The sequence below is a fragment of the Fortiea contorta PCC 7126 genome, assembly GCF_000332295.1.
Classification (GTDB): domain Bacteria; phylum Cyanobacteriota; class Cyanobacteriia; order Cyanobacteriales; family Nostocaceae; genus Fortiea; species Fortiea contorta.
This window is the reverse complement of record NZ_KB235930.1, coordinates 4,488,869-4,513,247: the sequence shown is the minus strand read 5'-3', so window position 1 is coordinate 4,513,247 and position 24,379 is coordinate 4,488,869. Positions and strand designations below refer to the sequence as shown.

Sequence of the window (24,379 nt, the reverse complement as noted above, 5' to 3'; positions counted from 1 at the left end):
TTACATCAGCCAAAAAACTGTCCATGCAACTACTTCAAACAACCGACAAAGACTTTACCGCAAAATTCAAAGCGCTGGTGAGCGATCGCCGGGAAGCTACAATTGATGTGAGTGGGACAGTGGGCGCAATTTTGGCTGATGTCAAAGCCCGTGGTGACGCAGCAATTAAAGAATATACCAGCCGCTTTGATCATTTTGATTTACAATCGTTGCGTCTGAGTGATACTTTCATTTCTGAACAAGCAGCTAAATGCACCGCAGATGTGAAAGCTGCACTGGAATTAGCTGCAGAACGTATATCGGCTTTCCATGAAAAACAACTACCGCAAAATATCGGCTACACAGATGCAGTCGGGATAAAATTAGGATTAAATTGGATACCTCTGTCACAAGTGGGAATTTACGTACCCGGTGGACGCGCTAGCTACCCCAGTTCCGTGCTGATGAATGCGTTACCTGCGAAAATTGCCGGTGTGGAAAGGATAGTTATGACAGTCCCTACACCACGGGGTGAGATTAATCCGGCAGTGTTAGCTGCTGCTAAAATTGCTGGAGTGACAGAAATCTACGGTATTGGAGGAGCGCAAGCAATAGCAGCCTTAGCTTATGGTACTGCAAGTATCGCCCCTGTAGATAAAATAGTCGGGCCTGGTAACGCCTACGTTGCGGAAGCCAAACGCCAAGTATTCGGGACTGTAGGGATTGACAGTATCGCTGGCCCTTCAGAAATTTTGGTGGTAGCTGATGACAAAAACAACCCAGATTGGATAGCGTGGGATTTACTCTCCCAAGCCGAACACGACCCTAGCGCCCAATCAATTTTAATTACCGATTCAGAGACATTTGCTGAAAAAGTGATAGTTGCAGTCGAGCAAATTCTCGCAGACTTACCCACTCAAGCTGTAGCCAAAGCTAGTTGGGAACAACACGCAGCAGTAATTATTGTTAACGATTTAACTGCAAGTATACCACTACTAAATCAACTCGCACCAGAACACGTGGAATTGTGCGTAGACGAACCACAAATACTCGCTAATCAAATCAAATCCGCTGGTAGCGTCTTCCTAGGACGCTATACTCCAGAAGCCATCGGCGATTACTTAGGCGGCCCCAACCATGTCTTACCTACCGCCCGTTCTGCTCGCTTTGCTTCTGGCTTGAGTGTTTACGACTTCCTCAAGCGTATCACCTATTTGGAATGCAATCAACCAGCATTGCAGACAATTGGCAACGCAGCCGTCACCCTTGCTCAAGCAGAAGGCTTACCCGCCCATGCTGGGAGTGTAGCTGTGCGGTTGAATGAGAAAAAATAAGCCTCTTGCATGAATATTGAGCAACTTTTTATCACGCAAAGACGCAAAGACGCAAAGAAGATTGCAGAAATATTATTTTCAAGTTGCTGAATCAGAATATGAAATGCCAAAATTACCTTTCTTCTTCTTTGCGCCTTTGCGCCTTTGCGCGAGCTTTTCACACTCGTTTCTACCCCACGAAAATATTCATACAACAGCCTACTGATTTACACTAACCCAGAACGCAGCGCGACGACGGCTGCTTGAACACGGTCGTCAACTGCGAGTTTATTCATGATACCCCTGACGTGAGTTTTGACGGTGTTGGGGCTGAGATAGAGTTTTTCGGCGATTTCTGGATTACTCAATCCGTCTACCATGAGTTTGAGTACTTCTAACTCGCGTGTGGACAGGTTTGCGGTGTTTCCTGTGGTGGTGGGAGGACGGAGATTGTCAATTACTCGGCGCGCAATTTGGGGATCTAGGTAAGTTGCGCCATCGACTGCAGCAGCGATCGCATTTAATAATCTTTCTACGCTCGCACCTTTGATACAATAGGCATCAGCACCGCTGGATAGGGCGGCGATGATTTCTGTTTGTGTTTGGTGAGATGTGAGCATGACGACATGGGTTTCTGGTAGTGCGGCTTTGATTTGCTGTGTCGCTGCAATTCCGTCAAGTCTTGGTAAACCGATATCCATGACTACTAAATCTGGTTTGAGTTGCAATGCTGCTTGTACACCCAAATAGCCATCTTCTGCTTGTCCAACAATTTCTAAATGGGGTTGAGCCATTAATGACTGTTCTAACCCCAGTTGCATCATGGGGTCATCTTCAACAATTAATACTTTTAGTTTACTATTAATGCCTTGAGCCATTATTTTTTCTCAAACGCTCCCATGATGGTCAATATTATCATGGGACGGGAAGCTTGCAGGTGTCTACAAGTTTGGCGGCTGAATGCAGCGGCTCCCCAAGACCACCCTCTCAACTCGGTGACATTTGCAGCTGCAGTGGTAAAATCACTGTGAAGGTTGAACCGACGCCCACCTCGGAGACTAGTTTAATTTCACCTTGGAGTAATTTTACCAACCGGGAAACTATCGCTAATCCTAACCCAGTGCTACCGGGGACGTAGGATTTATCACCACCGCCTGCGCGGAAATACGGTTCAAATATTTGGGTTTGGTCTGCTGGTGCAATGCCAATGCCAGTATCAGAAACTGCGATCGCCCATCGCTCGTTCTTCAACACTTGACACATAATTATAATTGTCCCAGACTCTGTGTAACGAATTGCATTACTGATAATATTTGTGATAATTTGTTGTAATTGTACAGGGTCTGTGAACACTTCCGTTGGCGCATTTTTCCAATCCACAATCATCTGTAAATTTTTCTCTTTCGCCAGAGGTTCTAACATTTCACAGACATTGTTGATGACGCCACTGACATTAATCAGTGCTGGTTCTGGTTTAATTTTGCCGGCGTCATACCGTGAAATTTGCAAAATATCGTTAATTAAACGAAGTAACTGTCTCCCATTGCGTAACACCCGCTCAATATGTTCTAAATTTCCGTAGTTTTGCTCTCCCCTCGTCTCATTTCTTTGTTCGCGTAAAAACAAATTCGAGTAGCTGATAATCGAAGCCAAGGGACTTTTTAATTCATGAGCCAAATGAGAAAGATAATCTTGGTTAGCGGTAACTAGGCGATTCAGTTCTTGATTATGCAGCGTTAATGAAGTGTATAATTGTTGTAATTCTCGCAAACGTTCTTCAAAATAACTATTGAAACAACGGGCGATCGCCTCATCAATTACAGTATCAATCAAACGCATAGCGCGAATAATATCTGCAGGCGTTCCCTGTAATAAATCTGCTTCGATCGTTTCAAAGATGACTGAGCGCAGCAGATGATACTCCCGCGCGATTTCTGCTGGATCAAACCCTTGTTCCGCTCGCAAAACCCCATGTTGCCAACTTGCAGTTACTATCAACTTGATATCATTCCCCTGATGGATGGAAAGCACAGTTACCATCGCTTGTAATACATCAGGAAGATGATTTTTAATCGCCGTATAAGATAAGTCATCAGCGCTTTCAATCTGTCCATCTCGGTGGACTGCTAATATCCATTTATTGAGGATAATCTGCGTCTTGGCGGCTAAAAATTGACTAAAATCCATTAATCTTTAATTCAGCGGGAGTAAACAAGTGTATGTAATTTTAGCAAGGTAGGTGTTAGATTTTCCAAATCTGTTAAATATTGCAACTACCAGCAGTTAGATATTTGACTAGCTAGATATTCCCTGGGGAATATTTTGTTTACTTAATTATCTGTTGAGAAATGTGATGACAAATGTATCATAGATATCAATTTTGTCAAACATTCAGAGAAAAGATTAATTCGGCAGATGGTTGACTAAGCTACCTCCTAGACCTGTCTATACCAATATTTTGGAGAAAAACAATAATTAATATCCACAAATTCGTCAATAATCAAAGAACCAAAAAGACAATAGATTGTAATATTGAAATCTAGAACATTTGTGTAAAGAAAGATGGCGTTACTGAGCAAGGATGTTATAGTGTGTCTGTTGATAATAGACATTCACATAGAGTAAGTCAGCCTAATCCAGCACATCAAAGCAGGTGGACTGGAGCGGAGGAACCAAATTGTGGGGCGTATCTAAAACTAAAGGTGAACAACTCAAGCAGACATACTGCACACTTCATCTTTAACATAGAAGGGCATCTCTCAGCCCTAGCCCGTCAGCTAACTTCGTAGGCATTGAGAGGAGACTGAAGAGATAGCATTTTTTTAGTGTTTTCATCTCATCAGTGTCCGAGGCTGGTACTGCTCTGAACGTTATTGTACCTGCAAATAAATCTGTTGAGGTGGTAAATGGTGTTTCAATTGAATATTGCAGCGATCGCTGCAGTTGCTGGACAAGCTGCGTGGAAAAAAGTCAAACCTATAGTTCTTAAAGATATTTTCTTCTTGCCATTATTGGGCTTCTTAGGAATAATTTTATTATGGTGGATAGTCGCCTTAAGCAATCATGAATTAATGCCAACGCCACCAGAAGCCCTAGTTGCGAATTTGGACTACATCTTAAATCCTTTCTATCAAAGAGGCCCCGGTAACTTAGGCATAGGTTGGTTATTATTGGCTAGCTTGAGGCGGGTATTATTAGGCTTTGGCATAGGAGCAATAGTCGCAATTCCCCTAGGGTTTTTAATCGGCATGTCCAAGCCAGCCATGCTAGCATTCAATCCCGTCATTCAAATTTTTAAACCCGTATCACCTTTAGCATGGCTACCGATTTCCCTTGCCATCTTCAACTTAGCAGATCCTTCAGCCATTTTCGTAATTTTCATCACCTCTTTATGGCCAACGATTATTAACACAGCCCTAGGAGTTTCTAGCGTTTCTAAAGATTATTTAGATGTCGCCAGAGTGCTAGAAATGCCGAGATGGCGACAAATTACCAAAATTATTTGGCCTGCAAGTTTGCCTTATATTTTTACAGGTTTGCGGATTAGTTTAGGGATTGCATGGCTAGTAATTGTTGCTGTGGAAATGCTCACAGGGGGAATAGGTATCGGCTTTTTTGTTTGGGATGAATGGAGTCGTTTAAACCTGAGTTCTGTTTTCCTCGCTGTCTTAGTAATTGGCATCACTGGATTAATATTGGATTACGCCGTAGGCAAACTACAAGAATTAGTCACTCGCCGCCCTACAGTAGCCAAGTAATTTAAAAGTGTTAGGGCTTAGCACTGCTAAATAGGATAAATTCATCCCTCTTTGGTGATAGAAAAGCATCAAAAAAATTACAAATTACGAAGTGCAAAAGCAATGGGTGATAATCACTGGCATCGACGAGAATTTATACAGGGAATAGGTGCAACAGCAGCGGGAATAACGCTGTCTTCCTGTGCAATCTCAGGCGATCGCTCTGCTAAAGGACTAACTGAAGAAGCATTAGCAGTAAAACCACTAGTGCGATCGCAAGACTTAGAAAAACCCGATCTCACCGTGGGATACGTTCCCGTTAACGATTGTGCTCCATTTGCGATCGCCTGGAAAAAAGGTTTCTTCCGCAAATATGGCTTAAACGTCAAACTCAACCGCGAAGCGAGTTGGGCTACCTCCCGCGACGGCGTAATTTTCGGTCGCCTAGACGCCTCACCCGTCGTCTCCGGCGCCGTCACCAACGCCAGAATCGGTGCTGAAGGTGCACGTCACGCCCCCTTGTGTGCCGCCATGACCATTCATCGCCACGGAAACGCCATGACGATGAACAAAGCCATGTGGGATTTCGGGCTGCGTCCGTGGTACGAATATCAACAAAACTATGGTGATGGCGCCTTAGAAGCCTTCGGGCGCGATTTTCGTGGCTACTTCGACAAACAACCACCAGAAAAAAAAGTTTGGGCGGTAGTTCTTAGTTCAGCAATTTACGAATACTTTGTCCGCTACCTATCCGCAGCCGCAGGCGTCGATCCGTTCAAAGAATTTCGCGTCATCATCGTCCCACCGCCCCAAATGGTAACTAACGTCCGCATAGGTGCAATGCAAGCCTACATGGTAGCAGAACCTTGGAATACCAGAGCCATCAAAGGTAACGAAGGTATCGGTTTCACCTTCGCCCAAGGTAAAGAAGTTTGGTTAGGACACCCAGACAGACTGCTAGGTGTAATGGAATCGTTCATCAACAACTATCCCAAAACCTATCGTTCCCTGGTCAAAGCGATGATCGAAGCCTGTCAATATTGCGGCCGACCAGAAAACCATCAAGAAGTAGCCGAACTGCTCACAGAACGCTCCTTCACAGGAGCCAAACCCAAAAAGCCCGGCGCCCCCGTCACCAAGTTTACAGGGCCGGGAATCTTAGGTAACTACAACTACGGCGGGTTTGACGACAAAGACCGCACCATTCAAGCCGCAGATACCACAATTTTCTATGATATCCCCAAAAATATCCCCCAAGCGCCAGGAGAACACTCGACCTTCTTATGGAGATCTAGAAGTCTGTGGTTAATGACCCAGGCGGCTCGTTGGGGACAAATCAAAGAAATTCCCCAAAATGCCAACCAAATCGCCGAACGAGGCTGGAGAACAGACTTATATCGAGATATTGCCGCAGAAATGGGCATCCAGTGTCCCCAAGAAGATTATAAAGTCGAACCTCCAGAAGTTTTCATTGATCGCAAACCTTTTGACCCCAGCGATCCAGTCGGCTATTTAAATAGTTTCCCCATCAGAGCCAACGCCCCCTCACGCTTTTTTATGTCTTAGGTAGGAAATGAGGAAGATCAAGAATAAGTAACAAATGCCCAATCATAAATAACAGGAGAATTTCATGATGGAATATACCTCATTACCAATCTACACCGATAACAAAGTTATGCCCCGCACTGGATTTTTAGAAATTGAAAATTTAGTCAAGTCTTATCCGACACCAGATAAAGAAAATTTTGTAGTTCTTGATGGCGTTAATCTTACGATTGGTGAAGATGAATATATTTCTGTAATTGGACATTCTGGTTGTGGCAAATCCACTTTATTAAAAATTATTGGTGGTTTTGAAAAAGCCACTTCTGGGTCTGTACGATTGGATGGACAAGAAATTCGTAAGCCGGGAGCAGACAGAATGATGGTATTTCAGAATTATTCTCTGCTACCTTGGTTAACAGTTCGAGAAAATGTCCGGTTAGCTGTGGATGAAGTGTTAAAAAATGCTAATCGTGCCGAAAAAATTAGCATTGTAAACGAACACTTGGCAATGGTAAACTTGACGGCGGCAGCAGACAAATACCCTGATGAAATTTCGGGAGGGATGAAACAACGGGTAGGGATTGCCAGAGCTTTAGCAATTCGCCCAAAAGTGTTACTGATGGATGAACCTTTTGGGGCTTTAGATGCTTTAACTAGAAGTAAATTGCAGCGACAAGTTTTAGATATTTGGGAACATAATCGACAAGCAGTGATGATGATTACCCATGATGTTGATGAAGCAATTTATATGTCCGATCGCATCGTATTAATGACTAACGGGCCAGCGGCGACAATTGGCGAAATATTACAAGTTCCCTTTTCTCATCCACGCGATCGCTCTACAATGCGAAACTCTAAAGAATATTTTGAACTCCGTAACCACGCACTTAATTTTCTTGATCGATATTTCACTCAAGACGAGTAAATTAGACTATGATTGTTTTTTAGTAGGTAGCCTAATTCAAATTCATCAAAATTGGATTTGGAGCGGAGGAACCAATGTTTGGGGCTAATCTATATGAGAGACACCTTCCAGTCTTAGCCCGTCAGCTAACTCCGTAAGCAATGGAAGGAACCTCCAAAGCCTTGGCTGTAATATCAGCTGCGATTGGGGATTCCTGAAAAGAAGGAAAAACTATGAACAAGTCAGTAATAAAAATTAATATTTTCTACTGCAAACTTCATTCTTTCTCCTTCATTTTCCCTACTTCTCATGAGTAATTCATTTAATTTAAGGAGAAGTTAAAGCTGTGAAAATCAAGCCAATGCTAGTTCGTTTACAAAGCACCCTAGGCCGTAACGATTTAACTGAGCAAATGCTATTAATCCCAGAGCCAAACAAAGCTCTATCAGCCGAATCAGTTAACCTCATCGTCGCCTATGACGCCTCGCCCAATAGTCACGCCGCCCTGGATATAGCTTTTTGGATTGCTCATCAAACCCGTTTAGCCACCAACGCCCAAGTTACAGTCCAGGCTGTTTATGTAGTAGAAGAAGATTACAAACATCAGTATCCAGATATATTTCATTCAGCAAAACATCTACCCACTCTAGAGTGTCCAGCAAGTAATTTATCAAAAGCCGTTACATCTGTATTAACTCAGCCAAAACTGAATGCAATTACTCCACAATTACAAGATAAATTGTTAGCTCCCCTCCAAGAAGCAGACAAAATTATTTGGCAAGCTCGGAGTTTAGCTGAAGAATGGCAAGGAGCCTTTAAGTCTCATCTGCGATTTGGTGATGTGGGTGCAGAATTGAGAAAAGTCGTAGAATTAGAAGCTGCTGACATCTTATTTGTCGGCTGTAGATCAGTCAATCATCCTCTTGTCAAAACACTAGGTACTAATTTTCCCAGTGCCGTATTAGGTATTCCCAATTGTATAGATGAATAATCGTCGCAATCAATAAGCTAATTTAGTAAAAGTGGCAATGTTTGGCGACATAATGTTTTGCATTTATCTTTAAAAGTCACCTATACTTAGGTGGCTTTTTTCGCTACCATGCAAGCAATAAAACTTCGAGAGGTAGAAAGTGGAAAACTGGCAACCCATATTTAGTGTAATCGTGTTTGCAGCAGTCATTATTTTAATAATGACAGAATGGGTGCATCTGACTATTGCAGCTTTTTTAGGAGCATTACTAATAGTATTTACCAACATCATGACTTTACAAGAAGCGATGGGATACATCGGCAGAAGTCATGGCACATTGGGCTTATTTTTTGGTGTCATGGTATTAGTGCGAGCGTTTGAACCCACCAAAATTTTTGATTATTTAGCTATGCAAATGGTGCTATTAGCTCGAGGTCAAGGTAAGCGATTATTACTGGGTATCGTAGCTATTACCACCCCCATTTGTGCAGTTTTACCAAATGCCACAACAGTGATGTTATTAGCACCTTTAATTCCGCCAATGGCGCAGGATGTGGGAGTGAATTTTGTGCCATTGTTAATCTTAATGGTGTTCGTGGCGAATAGCGCTGGACTGTTAACAATAGTTGGCGATCCAGCCACATTCATTGTTGGTGATGCAATTAATATTAGTTTCACAGATTATTTATGGCGATTGAGTTTAGGAGGAGCGATCGCTGTTGCCATGGTAGTCTTCACTTTACCATTTTTATTTCGCAAAATTTGGCACACAAGATTAGAGAATCTCGATCAACTACCGCACCCAGAAATTAATCATCCGCGAGCTTTAGGTCTGGGCGGAGTGATTGTAGCTTTTGTCTTAATATTTTTTGTAATTGGCGAATCTTTACCAGTCCCGATTTCACCAGCAGCCGCTGCCTTGCTGGGCGCAGCCCTGGCTTTGCTACTATCTCATCAGAGCAGAATTGATACAGTTAATAATATATTGCGTGATTTAGATTGGAGTACATTAATATTTTTTATGAGCATATTTGTGCTCATTGGTGGACTGGAAAAAACCGGAGTTATTAGCGGTTTGTCAGGAGTATTATCTGTAATTTTAGGAAAAAATATTATCTTAGGTTCGCTAGTTTTGTTATTTTTTGTAGGTTTATTATCTAGTGTCGTTCCTAATATTCCCCTAGTAGTGGCAATGGTACCTTTATTGAAACAATATATTGTTAATATAGGGTTAGCACCAACAGAAATTCTCTCCGCAGACTTCCAAGGGCAATATCCCCCAGAAGTACTACCATTGTTTTATGCAATGATGTTTGGTGCAACCTTGGGTGGCAATGGCACACTAGTAGGAGCGTCTTCTAATATTGTCGCCGCCGGGATTTCCGAGCAACATGGACGCCGTATCTCGTTTAAGAAATTTTTACACTACGGTATTCCGGTTATGTTACTGCAGCTAGTCGCTTTGGCATTGTATGTCTTAATTCGCTTCTTACTTTAGCTTGCAGATTCGTTATTGTGGGGCTTTTTAACTTTCGGAAAACAACTTTGCTGGTCTTGCTTTGTGCAAACATTATCAAGAGATCTGCTTTAAAAAGAGGAGCTAGAGACTAGGGATTAGGGAAAGGAATTTTGCTCTTTAAAAAGAGGAGCTAGAGACTAGGGATTAGGGAAAGGAATTTTTCTCGTTACTTGTGAGCGCGGCTTATGCCGATAGGAGTTAAAAGTTATGAGTTAGTGGTACATCTTGTAAAAATAAAAGCATGTACCTTGGTAATTAGAGACTGTTATACCCTCAAACTCATAACTGATAACTTTTAGTTAGATATTAGTAGCCCACAAAGCGCAACACGTCGCGCAAGACGCTATATCCAGCTAAATCCCAAAGCAGATAAGCAACAAAACCAATTGCAGCTAAACGACCATTCCAAAGTTCTGCTTGTGGAGTCCAACCAAAAAGAAAATCATTGCGATCTACTCCATTGTAGGCTTTAGCAGATGCTGGTGGATTGGTGGAAGGACGAGTTTCACGAGTTTCCATTTTTTTCTCCAAAATTTAGTAGATTTTGCCGTTGAATTTGTCGAATCTTTAGTATCCAATTAAATGCAGTACGTCACGAAGAACGCTATAGCCAGCTAAATCCCAAAATAGGTAAGCAATAAAGCCAATAGCTGCTAGACGACCGTTCCAAATTTCCGCTTGGGGAGTCCAGCCAAACAGAAAAGCGTTGCGGTCTCTACCGTTATATTCAGTAGCAATTGGTGGTAAATCTGTAGAGGATCTAGTTTCCATTTTTTTGTTCTCAATAAATAGTGCGTTTGTTAACTTTAATGTAGCTATTCATTAGTCAGATGCTTTCCCTCTGGAGGTACAAACTACACGCACTTCTTGTGGACGATAATCAAGATTCTGTTGATGTTGACAAATCCACCTTGAGAGGGTGATAGGTAATGAAAAATTCAAAATTCAAAATTCAAAATTAAAGATAGTTGTTTGATTGCTTTTTGTTTGTATCAGCGGCAATTTCTGCTGATTTTTTGAAAAAATTCTGCGCTTTGATGACTAAAATTCTATCTAACGCAGTATGGGTGTATCAATCTTTAGAAAGATGCCGAGAACAACTAAATTCCACGATTCTGAGAGCAGCAAGAGTTAGGTATTGCTATAAATACAAAACTGCTACTTGTTTAATCTTTAATTTCCTCACATTTGAGCTGAGAGAAGGAAATACCATGTTTCAGAGTATGAAAAACATGCTGGGACTTGACCAGCTACTATTATGGGTAGCCCAATTACCAGCAGAGACAACAGGAATTACACCGACGCAAGCTTCTGTGGCATTTTCTGGGCCGCGTTTCTTCGTGGCTCTGATTTCCGGTGTGATTTTGGCTTTTGCCTTCCAATTAGTATTGACAAACCTCTCCCTTGCTGCTGGTATTTCTTACCTAGGGCGGCCATCCGACTCGGATGCAAATGTTGAGGAAGGGGGAAGTTTTGGCGGTACGATTCGCAAAATTGGTACAGCGCTGGGGATTTGGACATTAGTTTCTGTCACACTTGCGCTGTTAATTGCTTCGTTCTTGGCTGTCAAATTGAGTCTTGTAATTTTAGACCCCGGTCTAGGAGCGACTTTGGGCTTGGTGATTTGGGGTGCATATTTCTTATTATTGGTGTGGGTGAGTTCCACGACTGTTGGTTCCTTGATTGGTTCAGTATTTAATACAGCCACTTCGGGTTTTCAAGCAATTTTGGGAACTGCTACCGCCGCACTGGGAGCGAAAGCTGTCAATAACCAAGTAGTAGCAACAGCTGAAGCTGCTGCATCTGCAGTTCGTCGAGAATTAAGTGGGACGATTGATACTACAAATCTCGCGGAAACTGTGGAAGATTACTTAGATAAATTGCGTCCCCCGGAGCTAGATATATCGAAGATTCGCAACGAGTTTGAAAATTTACTCAGCGATCCAAAATTTAAAGAAATTGCCAATAGTCCAGACCTCCGCAATATTGATCGCCAAAAGTTTATTGAGTTAGTGAGCGATCGCACTGACTTGTCCAAAAAAGAAGTTAACCGCATAGCTGATAGTTTATACGGTATTTGGCAGCAGGTTGTGAGTCAGCAACAACCAACACCAGATCGGTTGGGCGAATTAACTGAGTATCTCAAATCGCTCAAACCCGGACAAACAAAGACCGATGAACTCAGCAATAAACTTGATCGCCTGATTGCAGATATCCGCCCCGCGAAAACAGCAGACACCAAGGCTGGCCCGATTCAACAAACAGTCCAGCAAGCGATATCTGCACTCACTGGGGTGGTCTTAGGTAGAACAGATTTGTCTGATTTTGATGTGGAAAAAATCTGGCAAACACTGGTAACAGCCAAAGACAAAGCCACCGAACAAGCTGATAAACTAGGACTACCAACACCATCAGCACCATACAGCCCGATTCGCGCTGATGTGGAAAACTACCTCTCTAATACCTATGCTTGGCAATTAAGCCAGGAACAGATGGCTGATGAATTTCGGAATGTAATTTATGATCCTGCGGCTGATCCGGGAACAGTGCGCCGGGAATTACAACGACTTTCTCGCCAAGATTTCGTGAATATTCTACAACAGCGGGGGCTGCTGACCCAAAACCAAATTCGGCGAGTGAGCGATCGCTTAGAAGCAGTCCGCCAAGCAGTACTGGTGAGTGTCACCGCTACGGAAGAAAGAGAATTAGCCGAAGATTTGCAGCGACGAGTGGAAAGTTATCTCCTCGTCACCAACAAAGCAGATTTGACGCCAGCAGGAATTGAGCAGCGTTTTCAACCTTTGTTAGTAGACTCAGATGCTGATTATGAAACTCTCTCACGGCGACTCGCACGACTTGATCGTCAGGAACTACGGAAGATTCTCTGGGAACGCAATGATATTCAGCCAGAGGAACTGGATAGAATTTTGGATGATTTAGAAGCCCAACGCGATCGCGCTTTAGTAGAATCGAAAGGACTAGCAGAACAAGCAAAATACCAAGCAGAATCCTTGTGGTTAAATGTTGAGTCATATCTGCGTAGTACTGGTAAAGCAGAACTCAATCCTGATGGTATTCGCGCTGATCTCAAACAACTGTTAGCAGATCCCCAAGCTGGCACGGCGGCGATTCAAGCGAGACTGTCTCGTTTTGACCGTGATACTCTAGTAAAATTACTGAGTCAGCGAGAAGGTTTTAGCGAATATCAAATCAATCAAACCGTTGATACTGTTGAGGAATCTTGGCGTAATGTCCGTCACGCACCGCAAGCAGCGATAGAAAAAGCCAAGGATCAATACGATTCTGTTACCACTACAATTGCAGATTACCTGCGTAATACTGGGAAAGCAGAACTCAACCCAGAAGGAATTCAACGAGATTTCCATCGCCTGTTTGAAAACCCCCAAGAGGGAGCTACAGCGCTCCGTCGTCGATTGTCACAAATAGACCGAGATACACTCGTAAAATTGCTGAGTCAACGGCAAGATTTGAGCGAGGAGCAAGTGAATCAGATTATTGACTCCATGCAAAACTCGATTCGGAATATCATCCGCGCTCCTCGCCGCTTGGCTACACGGACACAGCAAAGAGTGAGAAATTTCCAAGCTTATTTGGAAGAATATCTGCGGTGGACTGGGAAAGAAGAACTCAACCCCGAAGCTATCAAGCGGGATGTGCAACTATTGTTACATGATCCACGGGTGGGAATTGAAAATTTTAGCGATCGCCTTTCCCATTTCGACCGTTCCACAATCGTTGCTTTGCTGAAAATTCGGGAAGATATTTCTGACGAAGAAGCCGCCCGGATTGCTGATAATATCGTCTCAGTACGGGATCAATTCGTCGAACAAGTGCGGGGTATCCAACGGCAAATCCAAGATGCTATTGACAGCATTTTCGACCGTATCCGCTATTATCTTAACTCCCTAGACCGCCCAGAACTCAACTACGACGGCATTAAGCGTGATGTGCGTCAGTTGTTCGCCGATCCGCAAGCCGGGTTTGATGCTCTGCGCGATCGCTTATCTGCATTCAACCGCGATACCCTAGTCGCCATCATGAGTTCCCGTGAAGATATCTCCGAGGCAGATGCTAACAGGATTATCGACCAAATTGAACGCGCCCGCAACACCGTCTTGGAACGAGCCGAACGCCTACAACACGAAGCCCAGCGCCGTTTGGAAGAAGTCAAACATCAAGCCCAGCGCCAAGCAGAAGAAACCCGCAAAGCCGCAGCTACAGCCGCCTGGTGGCTGTTCGCCACAGCCATCGTCTCCGCGATTTTCTCAGCCCTAGGTGGAGCCACTGCTGTGATTGTGTAGCTTGATTCAAAAGTCTCCGCAAAACTTTTAAGCCTCCTAATTTTCGGAGGCTTTTTTATTGAAAGCGTCGGTAAACTATCCCCAGAGCGGTTAAACTTCTTATTGGTATATTAAATTGCCGAGCAGACCTTCAATGGTAAAACCAGCTGATGTCAGTACTAAAAAGTTAATTAGTCTTGCACCCGATAACTGGGTAAAATGGGTAACAAATATACCCGATATTGTTGCTAGAGAAATTCTCAATGCGGAATTTCAGTGGATTAGCAGAGAGAGTGATGTATTAATCCGTGCTACCAGCCAACAGTACGGTGAATTCTTAGTCCTTAACGAATTACAACTGCGTCCTTCATCCAAAATGCCACGACGGATGCGTGCGTATACAGCATTAGCCGAAGAAAAATATCAGTTACCGACATATCCAGTATTAATTAATATTCTCAAAACAGGTGACGAAGAAATACCTAATAGATTTGCATCAGATATTGCTGGATTAAAAGCCACTCAAGATTATCGTGTAATTAATTTATGGGAAGTAGATGTCAATCTTGTCTTTGACCAACCATTACCTTCATTGCTACCGTTTGTCCCGATTCTTCAAGGCGGCGAGAACGAGTCTACAATTAGAGAAGCCCTGCGAATTTTGCGTGCTGATGAACAGTTAAATCAACTGGAAACAGTGCTAGCATTTTTTGCAACCTTTGTGCTAGAGAGTACATTAGTTCAGGAAATCATGAGGTGGGATATGGCCGTTTTACGTGAGTCACCCTGGTATCAGGAAATTGAACGACGTGGAGAAGAACGCGGACGGCGAGACGAAATATTGTCTAATATTGCCATGAGTTTAGAGGTAAAATTTGGTAGCGACGGCTTAGAATTAATGCCACAAATTACACAAATTTCCGATCTAGAGTTGTTGAAAGCTGTTTTACGTAGCATTGTTGTAGCGAACACAATTGAAGCATTGCAGAATGATTTGCAGTCAAAATTTCAATGAAAGAGAACATGAAAAAATCAGTTATCCATCCTTCGACAAGTTGACGACATCTAGACCCATCGCTCTTGATTCAACCTCCACAACTACCACAATCGAGGACGCCACAATCTAGCCCACCACAATCAAGAGAACTAGAATCAGGGATGAGGCTGACAACTTCAACACAGTTACAGCCCACATCTGCACACTCAACACAGTAAGCACCGTCACTACCGAATAATGGGTCTTTTTTAGGTGAGGGAGAATCTGATTTTTCCTCTTTTTCAGATTGCGATCGCAAAGTTTGATAAGCTTGTTTGCACGCTTGAAATCTTTCACGGGACTTGACAAGTGCAACCTTAAACCCATGTTGAGCAACCATGCGCTTAATATACCCAGAGCAAGAGTCACCGCCGTATAAAACCCGATGAGCGCACACAAAGCCTTTGTGTGGGGAAATATGTTTTTGATATCCAGTAATTGCAGCCACGCCGACTTGTCTAGAAAGAGAATCAACTAAGGTAATTTGCATTTTATGTGCTACTATGTGTCACTTTGCCATAATCTGGCATCTGAATCTATACAAGGTCAATTTTGCTCTGGCTAAAAATTATTTTTATTTGTGATTAAAGAACGTAGAGCAGCGTTTACTGACGCAGAATCTTTAAAAATTTCTGCAACATCGGGATCTAAAAGAACAGTCACCCCTTGAATATTCTGTTTAACTTTTTTCTTACGGTTATTTCCCAAATCTGATTCTGACCAAAAATCATTGTTAGTCTTCAGCTTTTGGAAAGCAGGATCATTTAATTTAGTAACAAGAGATTCCCAACTATTGGCTTTCAGTTGAAAGTGATTCTTTGCCTCGCGTAATGTTTTAAACTTCTGCTTGAGAATATCGACGGTGTAATAATGTTTTTGACTTATCTGGAGTTGTTGGTTAAGGTCTTCCTCAACCATATCAACCACTTCATCAAGAAGTTTGTCATAATTTTCCGAAATCTGAGCAGCGGCTCCTAAAATTCGAGAAGTGGCTTTTATTTGCACATCAGTTTCTTGCTTAAGCCGATCAGCAATATTGCGAATTTGATCGCCCAACTTTGGTTTTCGTTGAGTTCGTTGGTTTGGTATGGATTCTTTATTCATAATGACGCTTTTCTATTCAGCAAGGATATCTTTAATTGCCAGCCATATACGTCTAAACTTCTGTACCAAACCTACAGGACTATTTGTAGTTTCTTCTGTCGCCGAATCAACCAAAGATTGAATCCGATCCATACGCTCCGCTACCAAGTAGAGGTTATTTACAGCTTCATCTTTACTTGCAAGAGACTCACGCAATAACACAACCATCTGACTGATTTCCTGCTTTAGTCTGGCGTTCTCGGCTTTACGGCGAGTTTCCCATCCCTTAATACTCGCCTTTGAACGCCGCTCATATTTGAGTTCGGCTTTCGTTTCATTATATAAAGTTAAATACCTGTCACGCTCAGAGTTTGCTGCTTCATATTGAGTAAGTAATTCAGTCGCTCTCGCTTTTTCTTCATGGTAGAGCGAGAGAGTATGTTGATAACTTTGTTGTCCATCAAGAAATAGTTGATAATTTTGTTCTACACGTTCTTTTAGCTCATCAACTTCTACTTGATAAGTTTGAATCTTTTGTTGAACAAGAACAAGTTGAGCAGCAGATTCTTGATTTTCCTTGGCGCGTTGTTCCCATTCATTACGTTGGGATACAGCTTCCTGATATTCTTTTTGATATTTATCACGATCAGCGCGAGCATTCATCAACAACTGTTTAAGCTCATGATAAGAAAGTGGTTCTTTTGCAGGCGGGTGAGGATTATTGACAGGGCGATTTTTACGACGATCATTGTCTGCGTCTCGCATAGCCATAACTCAACTTCTCGACTGAGCATCAAATTACTTAATTATAAATGGTAGCTTATTAAACATCTAATCGGAGCATGATGACAATACGCACATTTATTCGGTTTAACTTCCTCCAGCAGTGAGTACTTCGTATCGAAAAATTAAGGAATATTGCGTTTATCTCCAAACCGAGTGGTAGAGCGCGAAAACAGTCAAAACTCCGTGGTACGATGCTCTCGGTAAATGTGAAGATTGGGAGAAAACCTTTGACACTACGGGTTGCTGTTGTTGGTTCAGGCCCAGCTGGTTCATCTGCCGCTGAGACACTGGCAAAAGCTGGAATTGAAACTTACCTGATAGAGCGGAAGCTAGACAACGCCAAGCCTTGTGGCGGGGCGATTCCCTTATGTATGGTGAGTGAATTTGATCTACCACCAGAAATTATCGATCGCCGGGTGCGAAAGATGAAAATGATTTCCCCCTCGAATCGAGAGGTGGATATCAATCTGATCAATGAAGATGAATATATCGGTATGTGTCGCCGTGAAGTCCTAGATGGGTTTCTGCGGGAACGGGCGGCTAAATTAGGTGCAATTTTAATTAATGCTACCGTTCATAAACTCGATATACCCGGTAATAATACTGACCCCTACACCATCCATTATGTTGACCACACAGAAGGTGGAGCGCAAGGGATAGCTAAAACCCTGAAGGTGGATTTGGTTATCGGGGCGGATGGAGCAAATTCCCGCATTGCTAAAGAAATGGACGCTGGGGATTATAATTATGCGATCGCCTTTCAAGAGCGAATTCGTCTACCCGAAGACAAAATGGCATACTATAACGACCTCGCGGAAATGTATGTCGGCGACGATGTTTCTACTGACTTCTATGCTTGGGTATTCCCCAAATATGACCACGTAGCTGTCGGTACTGGGACAATGCAGGTACATAAAGCCAGCATCAAGCAATTGCAAGCTGGTATCCGCGCCCGCGCTATTGAAAAACTCGCAGGCGGTAAAATTATTAAAGTCGAAGCCCACCCCATCCCCGAACATCCCCGTCCCCGTCGGGTTGTCGGACGCATCGCTTTAGTGGGAGATGCTGCAGGTTATGTAACCAAATCTTCTGGAGAAGGTATCTACTTCGCCGCCAAATCTGGGCGGATGTGTGCGGAAACTATTGTGGAAGCTTCTAATAGTGGTAGCCGTATTCCTACAGAGAATGACCTCAAAGTCTACTTGAAGCGCTGGGATAAAAAATACGGACTTACCTACAAAGTATTGGACATCCTGCAAACTGTATTCTATCGTTCCGATGCTACCCGCGAAGCGTTTGTGGAAATGTGCGGTGACTTGGATGTGCAAAAGCTCACATTCGATAGCTATTTGTATAAAACAGTTGTCCCCGCTAACCCCATCACCCAACTAAAAATTACAGCCAAAACCATAGGTAGTTTAATTCGTGGTAACGCTTTAGCACCTTAACGTAATTTTGGCGATCGCACTTTTAAGTGTCAGCAGAGGAGATGGAGGGCAGAAATTTGAGATACTTTGTCCTTCGGCTCCTCTGTAATTTAGGAATGCAAAAGCACAAAGCTCCAGAGTTTTAGATCAACCACAGCGCCTGATAGCTCAAGTGCGAGATTTTAGCGCCAAAATTTGCCCTCTCTCCCAAACAAATAATTTTTTGAGAAATATACGCAAGGCGAGAATCACACTAAAAATTAAAATTTGTTTCCAAGTTCGCAGATAAATTGTCTTTAACAAAGTGGCTGCGACCATTAAACTTAAGCTAGTGATGACTCCTTGAGCAATTAACAGCCTTGCTCGGTCAACATTGCGGTTGGGTAGTAGCGAAATGGTTGCAGCGATCGCATAACTGCCAATTACCATAGCACCCAACAACTGAATAATTGCCGCCCATACAGAAAAATTAAAGAGATTCATGGTCAATGTAGCTCTTTTTCTGTTTTGCTTGCTGGATTTCTTTCGCGAGGAAGTAATTTAAAATAGTTCTCAACCCGATGATGGCTGCTAGCTTACCAATTGCATCCCAAGATGGTGCAATAGTGCTGCGTAAAATATCAGCCGCTAAAGCGAATTCTAGTGCTAAAGCCAGCCACATCCCCAGTGTCAACCTAATTTCTTCTTTAGCCTCATTCAGGGGTTTCCGGCGAGTGAAAAAAACCACTAAAATTCGCAATATAGCTTCCACAACAGCTAAAGCAATAACTATACCAGTGAAGATATCAACTGCTGTTGCTAATACAGTCGTCAAATCAGTGACGAATGCTTCCATCTTTTTGATTACATCTCCCTACTTTTTCGCCTGTTTTTGATAATTGTTAACCGGATTAGTTATTCCAGCAATCTCACCGAATTATTTGTAAGACTAACGCCAGCGTCATATTTTTTGGTAAAAATCGTCCAAAATCAAAAAAAATTGAACTATTGACCCCAATGTCTATACCAGTTGCTTAATTGCCAATTTAATTGTTTTTACCAAAAAAAGTAAAGGTTTAAAGCAGAGTGGAATTGTGGGCGGTTTACTGTTCCCTGTTCCCTGTTCCCTTTTACTTATTGCTCATTGTCCTTCATCCGCAAAACCTTTTATCTAATAGATAGCATCTTTAAAATATACTTTTGAGAGTAAATACCTAATTTTTCAGTAATTACTTACCCGGAAAGATTAATTATATAAAGAATTCAACAAGAAAAACCCCTTGCTATTAAAGTTTTCATAAATATTACAGTAATTACTTGGCACACTATCTGTATATTTTCTAATGTATTTAGTGCTGCTACTTTAAAAAACTCCTCAACAGGAGTTAAAGCCTAAGTATGAAACTGAGTTTGGTTTTTGCTACAACTCTATCTAGTTGTTCGATTCTGGCCATGACAACATTTGGTTTTCTTGGTCAGGCTCTAGCTGGTACTATTTCGGGGAAATCAAGTGGTACATGGGTAAACCCAACTGTAGTAGATAGCAATGTTCAGCTAGTACATACAGGTGTGAATACTAACTCGTTCACCTGGGGAGAACCTGTACCGGGAACGCCGGCTAATCAACTCGTCTACACCGGTAGTTCATTTTTGGCAGATGTTGGTTCTTGGTTCCAAATAGGTAGTTTTACGTACCAGAATGGCACCGTTTATGCGGATACTGGCGTAGATGCGGTGACGTTTAATTTAGCTATGTCTTTTGGTGATCAAGCTCAGTCTAGTCAAGTTCTTCCCATATCTTTTAGCTTTAAAAACACACTAAACGACCTCAGCGTAGGTCTGAGAGATCCCAAAAACGCAGATTCTGTGCAATTCTTTAAATCGGCTAATCCTAGTTTTTCTTTAGGGGGAAACAACTATACATTGGAGATAGGAGGTTTTAGCCCCAATAATCAGAATACGGAAATTACCGCTTTAGAGGGAGATCAAATTACAGCGGGTTTTTACGCCAGAATCAACCCTTCAGATACTCAATCTTCTCCACCGAAAGATGTCCCAGAAGCACCAAGTATTTTGGGTTCGCTACTGGTGGGAACATACCTGATTTACCGCAAGAAATTTTCTCAAGTGAAAGCTAAATAAGCTGTTAAAGATTTAAATTGCATAATTATTGATAAAGGTTGTCCAGGAACAAGGTTTTTTGGACAACAAAATTTTTGATTTTAAATTTGGGATTTTGGATGAGAAGATGATTCAATCCAAAATCGATTTACACTTGACTCTTGACCGCTTTGGCTGAAAAAATATGACACCTGCTTAAGTCCTATCTCAGTCATCTACATTTATGGCTTGTTCTGCTACCCTAAACCAACTAGTTGAAGCACTCTGCGCCCAGTCTGTAAATTTATCTGCAGACACTCTGGCAAAATTGAGCAGTGGTTTACAGACAGATACCCGTATCCTCAAACCGGGTGAAGTGTTTGTGGCTTTGCGGGGAGAAAATTTTGATGGACATGATTTCGTACCCACAGCGATCGCTCAGGGCGCTTTAGCCGCTATCGTTGATTATGACTACGAAAATCCGGGATTACCAGTCATACAAGTTGAAAACACCCTAGCAGCTTATCAACAAATCGGTAGATGGTGGCGCGATCGCTTTTCAATACCAGTAATCGGCGTTACAGGTTCTGTAGGTAAAACCACTACCAAAGAACTCATCGCCGCAGTTTTAGCAACCCAAGGAAAAGTCCACAAGACTTACGGAAATTACAATAACGAAATCGGCGTTCCCAAAACCCTTTTGGAACTGGGTATAGAAGATGACTACGCCGTGATTGAAATGGCAATGCGGGGTAGAGGACAAATTGCCGAACTCACCCACATCGCTAGACCCACAATTGGCGTGATTACCAATGTGGGCACAGCGCATATTGAGTTGCTGGGTTCAGAAGCCGCGATCGCCCAAGCAAAATGCGAGTTATTAGCTGAAATGCCCAAAGATAGCATCGCCATTCTCAACTACGATCATCCATTGCTGATAGCAACAGCGGCGCAGGTTTGGTCAGGGGAAGTTGTCACCTATGGTTTATCTGGTGGCGATATCTCCGGGTTAATAATTGATGCAAATACAATAGAAGTCGCCGGCGTTCGCTTCCCCCTACCTCTTCTGGGTCGTCATAATGCAGTGAATTTCCTCGCAGCTTTAGCAGTAGCAAAGGTACTGGGAATAGATTGGTCGCACTTACAAGCTGGTGTAACAGTTAACATGCCCACAGGGCGATCGCAGCGATTTGTTTTAGCTGATGATGTGATACTCTTAGATGAAACTTATAATGCTGCACCAGAAGCGATGTTGGCAGCGCTGCAATTATTAGCAGACACCCCAGGAAAGCGGAAAATCGCTGTCTTGGGAGCAATGAAAGAATTAGGAGAGCGATCGCCACAACTACACCAGCGAGTCGGTGAAACAGTTAGCCAGCTGCAATTAGACAACTTATTAGTTTTAGTTGATGGATCTGACGCTGCAGCGATCGCCCAAAGTGCAGCAGGTATCCCCTCAGAATGCTTTACCACCCACGCAGAACTACTCGCTAGATTAAAGACATTTGTGCAAACAGGCGATCGTCTACTCTTCAAAGCTGCTCATTCTGTAGGATTGGATCGTGTCGTCAATCAGTTCCGAGCAGAATTTTCTCAACTCAAATAGGGATCTCTTACTGGCGATGGGAACTCGAAATTGAAAAAACTGTTCCCCTTCGGGTTCGCCAGTCACTCATGGGGGAAACCCCCAAGACCGCGCTGGCTCACCTGTTCCCTGTTCCCTATTCCCTGCGATCACAAATGACAAATAACAAATTACGTTTCTTAGGATTTGCGTTTGTGTTTGGCGTATGCTTGACCTTGATTAGCGTGCTTTCATTTGGACAAACAAATATGAAATCAGCACCCGTTCTACTGACAGATCCTTTTTTGCAATTACCAACAGCAACATCAGTTAGAGTAGTCTGGTTTACCGAGTTTGCTGGTGATAAACACTTAGTCAAATATGGCGAAAATCTCGTCAAAACACTCTACGCAAGCACTACCAAACTCAACCGCACACGAGAAGACAAAGAATCGAAAGTAGCAAAGCAAACCGAAAACAAGCCAATTTATCAACAACCCACAAAGCGGGAAATTTGGCGACACGAAGCCGAGGTGACTGGGTTAACTCCTGGTGTGCGGGTGAATTATCGCATTACCAGTGTGCGAGAAGATAGTCAGAGTGTCAGCAGCGATATTTTTACCCTCGCACCCAAACCAGAAGCAGCTACACCACTGAAAATTTTACTGACTTCCGACCATCAACTCAAACCAATGACAGCCGCAAATTTGCAAAAAGTAGTAGAGACGGTGGGAAGAGTCGATGCAGTTTTGTTTGCTGGTGATTTAGTCAATGTTCCCGACCGCGCTTCAGAATGGTTTGATGATGATCAAGGTGGTGCGTTTTTTCCCGCTTTGCAAGGGCGTGCTCAATATGAAATCAATCATAATAACGTCAAGACAACCTATACTGGTGGGCAAATCATCCAACATGCACCAATGTTTACTTGTATTGGTAATCATGAAGTGATGGGGAGATGGAATCGTCAGGATAGTTTAAATGGTGAATTTGATGATCCAATTCCCCGCGCCGTTGCTCAAAGACTATACAGCGGTAAATCTTTGATAGATAATTCCTTTAATACTGATACCTACGAAGAAATTTTCACTTTACCCGAAAGTAAAACAGGTGGAAAAAGGTATTATGCAGTCACCTTTGGCGATGTACGATTAGTAGTATTGTACGCGACAAATATGTGGCGATCGCCCCGTTTAGATCAACAAGCCAGAGGTAGATATCGAGAAGCAGAAAAAGACTTTAATAATCCGGAAAATTGGGGTTATGGACAACATATATATGAGCCAATTGCTCAAGGTAGTCAACAATATAATTGGTTAGAACAAGAACTCAATAGCTCGGAATTTAAACAAGCAAAATACAAACTCGTGATGTTTCATCATCCACCCCATACTTTAGGTGATAACATCGTCCCTGCTTATACGAACCCTCTACAAATAATTGACCGTGACGACACAGGTAAAATTAAATCTGTGCGTTATGAATATCCCAAACATACAGATTATCTCATCCGCGATGTTATGCCTTTACTAGAAAAGGCTGATGTGCAATTAGTATTTTATGGACATTCTCACTTGTGGAACCGATTTGTTAGTCCCAGGGGAATGCATTTTCTCGAAACCTCTAACGTCGGTAATTCTTATGGTGCTGCGTGGGGTGATAAAAAGCGAGAAGTTCCACTAGGATATCAAGAAGATTATACAGCCTTGGGCGATCCTAATGGATTAGAACCGATCATGCCAGCGATCGCACCTTTGATATCAGAAAACGGTCAGCCTTTACCATATATCGCCAGCAACGATATCACTGTTTTTAGTATTTTCAATACAGCCACAGGAATAATTAGCAGCTATCGCTTCGATACACGCAAGCCAGAGTCTGAAGTTGTTAAGTTTGATGAATTTAAGTTGAAATAAACTCCATCATCTGCATCCACCAGGAACAATCAAGCGCGTCTTTCTCTAGTGCCTAGTACAGCACGGCGTAAATAAGGCTACTATTGTAAAACTGTAAAAAGCATAATGTAAATCTAGAAACAATCCTGATCAATAACAAATTTGGTAACAATATCAAGCCAATATAAAGTAATATTACAAACCTTGGAAAAACATTTAGAAATTGACCACACGTCGAACATGG

21 protein-coding genes and 2 riboswitches are annotated in these 24,379 nt (G+C 42.6%); of the genes, 12 read left to right on the top strand and 9 right to left on the bottom strand.

The features are described from left to right. The first annotated feature begins 23 nt into the window (after positions 1-23). Positions 24-1,313, top strand: coding sequence for a histidinol dehydrogenase (gene hisD, locus MIC7126_RS0120940; protein ID WP_017655114.1), 1,290 nt, complete (start codon positions 24-26; stop codon positions 1,311-1,313). 206 nt (positions 1,314-1,519) lie between these two features. Here the strand turns inward: hisD and MIC7126_RS0120935 are convergent, their stop codons facing one another. Beyond that, positions 1,520-2,170 carry a response regulator gene (locus MIC7126_RS0120935; RefSeq protein WP_017655113.1) on the bottom strand — a complete coding sequence of 217 codons (651 nt, stop codon included), beginning with the start codon at positions 2,168-2,170 and terminating at the stop codon, positions 1,520-1,522. Positions 2,171-2,279: 109 nt separating this feature from the next. After that, the gene (locus tag MIC7126_RS0120930) at positions 2,280-3,479 is read right to left on the bottom strand and encodes a sensor histidine kinase (RefSeq protein ID WP_017655112.1); all 1,200 of its coding nucleotides are present in this window, start codon (positions 3,477-3,479) and stop codon (positions 2,280-2,282) included. Positions 3,480-3,910: 431 nt separating this feature from the next. Further along, a riboswitch (cyclic di-AMP (ydaO/yuaA leader) is annotated at positions 3,911-4,099 on the top strand. Positions 4,100-4,198: 99 nt separating this feature from the next. Here MIC7126_RS0120930 and ntrB point away from each other — a divergent pair. The 5 genes from ntrB (at position 4,199) to MIC7126_RS0120905 (ending at position 9,946) form a co-directional block, all read left to right on the top strand. Then, positions 4,199-5,050, top strand: a complete 852-nt coding sequence (gene ntrB / locus MIC7126_RS0120925; protein WP_017655111.1) for a nitrate ABC transporter permease — start codon at positions 4,199-4,201, stop codon at positions 5,048-5,050. Positions 5,051-5,152: 102 nt separating this feature from the next. Further along, positions 5,153-6,595 (top strand): ABC transporter substrate-binding protein, encoded by a 1,443-nt coding sequence (locus MIC7126_RS0120920; RefSeq protein ID WP_017655110.1) that lies wholly within the window; start codon positions 5,153-5,155, stop codon positions 6,593-6,595. A gap of 67 nt (positions 6,596-6,662) precedes the next feature. After that, positions 6,663-7,499, top strand: a complete 837-nt coding sequence (locus MIC7126_RS0120915) for an ABC transporter ATP-binding protein (RefSeq protein WP_017655109.1) — start codon at positions 6,663-6,665, stop codon at positions 7,497-7,499. Positions 7,500-7,517: 18 nt separating this feature from the next. Next, a riboswitch (cyclic di-AMP (ydaO/yuaA leader) is annotated at positions 7,518-7,654 on the top strand. A gap of 185 nt (positions 7,655-7,839) precedes the next feature. Next, entirely contained in the window at positions 7,840-8,469 is a 630-nt protein-coding gene (locus MIC7126_RS0120910) for a universal stress protein (protein WP_017655108.1), read from the top strand. Positions 8,470-8,608: 139 nt separating this feature from the next. Further along, on the top strand, positions 8,609-9,946 hold the full coding sequence (locus MIC7126_RS0120905) for an ArsB/NhaD family transporter (RefSeq protein WP_017655107.1): 1,338 nt from the start codon (positions 8,609-8,611) through the stop codon (positions 9,944-9,946). A 327-nt stretch (positions 9,947-10,273) separates the two neighbouring features. On the opposite strand, the gene MIC7126_RS0120900 is transcribed toward MIC7126_RS0120905, so the two are convergent. Continuing rightward, positions 10,274-10,486 carry a high light inducible protein gene (locus MIC7126_RS0120900; protein ID WP_017655106.1) on the bottom strand — a complete coding sequence of 71 codons (213 nt, stop codon included), beginning with the start codon at positions 10,484-10,486 and terminating at the stop codon, positions 10,274-10,276. 48 nt (positions 10,487-10,534) lie between these two features. Then, positions 10,535-10,738, bottom strand: coding sequence for a high light inducible protein (locus MIC7126_RS0120895; protein ID WP_017655105.1), 204 nt, complete (start codon positions 10,736-10,738; stop codon positions 10,535-10,537). Between the two features lie 440 nt (positions 10,739-11,178). On the opposite strand from MIC7126_RS0120895, the gene MIC7126_RS0120890 reads away from it, so the two are divergent. Together MIC7126_RS0120890 and MIC7126_RS0120885 are read left to right on the top strand one after the other, a co-directional pair. Further along, positions 11,179-14,289, top strand: a complete 3,111-nt coding sequence (locus MIC7126_RS0120890; protein WP_026100428.1) for a hypothetical protein — start codon at positions 11,179-11,181, stop codon at positions 14,287-14,289. 133 nt (positions 14,290-14,422) lie between these two features. Beyond that, the gene (locus MIC7126_RS0120885; protein ID WP_017655103.1) at positions 14,423-15,283 is read left to right on the top strand and encodes an RpnC/YadD family protein; all 861 of its coding nucleotides are present in this window, start codon (positions 14,423-14,425) and stop codon (positions 15,281-15,283) included. A 70-nt stretch (positions 15,284-15,353) separates the two neighbouring features. On the opposite strand, the gene yidD is transcribed toward MIC7126_RS0120885, so the two are convergent. From yidD to MIC7126_RS0120870, 3 genes are all read right to left on the bottom strand, one after another. Further along, complete coding sequence (yidD, locus tag MIC7126_RS0120880) at positions 15,354-15,794, bottom strand: membrane protein insertion efficiency factor YidD (RefSeq protein WP_017655102.1); 441 nt, start codon at positions 15,792-15,794, stop codon at positions 15,354-15,356. A gap of 71 nt (positions 15,795-15,865) precedes the next feature. Next, positions 15,866-16,408 carry a hypothetical protein gene (locus tag MIC7126_RS0120875; protein ID WP_017655101.1) on the bottom strand — a complete coding sequence of 181 codons (543 nt, stop codon included), beginning with the start codon at positions 16,406-16,408 and terminating at the stop codon, positions 15,866-15,868. Positions 16,409-16,420: 12 nt separating this feature from the next. Next, positions 16,421-17,158: a hypothetical protein gene (locus MIC7126_RS0120870; protein ID WP_017655100.1), complete on the bottom strand. Its 738-nt coding sequence runs from the start codon at positions 17,156-17,158 to the stop codon at positions 16,421-16,423. Positions 17,159-17,364: 206 nt separating this feature from the next. Between MIC7126_RS0120870 and chlP the strand changes: the two genes are divergently transcribed. Continuing rightward, on the top strand, positions 17,365-18,621 hold the full coding sequence (gene chlP / locus MIC7126_RS0120865) for a geranylgeranyl reductase (RefSeq protein WP_017655099.1): 1,257 nt from the start codon (positions 17,365-17,367) through the stop codon (positions 18,619-18,621). Between the two features lie 147 nt (positions 18,622-18,768). On the opposite strand, the gene MIC7126_RS0120860 is transcribed toward chlP, so the two are convergent. Together MIC7126_RS0120860 and MIC7126_RS0120855 are read right to left on the bottom strand one after the other, a co-directional pair. Continuing rightward, a complete protein-coding gene (locus tag MIC7126_RS0120860; RefSeq protein WP_017655098.1) occupies positions 18,769-19,083 on the bottom strand; it encodes a DUF1622 domain-containing protein in 315 nt (104 codons plus the stop codon). After that, the gene (locus tag MIC7126_RS0120855) at positions 19,070-19,435 is read right to left on the bottom strand and encodes a DUF1622 domain-containing protein (RefSeq protein WP_017655097.1); all 366 of its coding nucleotides are present in this window, start codon (positions 19,433-19,435) and stop codon (positions 19,070-19,072) included. The genes MIC7126_RS0120860 and MIC7126_RS0120855 overlap by 14 nt, the downstream gene beginning before the upstream one ends. A 542-nt stretch (positions 19,436-19,977) precedes the next feature. On the opposite strand from MIC7126_RS0120855, the gene MIC7126_RS0120850 reads away from it, so the two are divergent. From MIC7126_RS0120850 to MIC7126_RS0120840, 3 genes are all read left to right on the top strand, one after another. Then, positions 19,978-20,721: a choice-of-anchor K domain-containing protein gene (locus tag MIC7126_RS0120850; RefSeq protein WP_017655096.1), complete on the top strand. Its 744-nt coding sequence runs from the start codon at positions 19,978-19,980 to the stop codon at positions 20,719-20,721. Between the two features lie 202 nt (positions 20,722-20,923). Further along, positions 20,924-22,285, top strand: coding sequence for a UDP-N-acetylmuramoyl-tripeptide--D-alanyl-D-alanine ligase (locus tag MIC7126_RS0120845; protein ID WP_017655094.1), 1,362 nt, complete (start codon positions 20,924-20,926; stop codon positions 22,283-22,285). Between the two features lie 227 nt (positions 22,286-22,512). Further along, the gene (locus MIC7126_RS0120840) at positions 22,513-24,156 is read left to right on the top strand and encodes a purple acid phosphatase family protein (RefSeq protein WP_026100426.1); all 1,644 of its coding nucleotides are present in this window, start codon (positions 22,513-22,515) and stop codon (positions 24,154-24,156) included. The last annotated feature ends 223 nt before the right edge of the window (positions 24,157-24,379 follow it).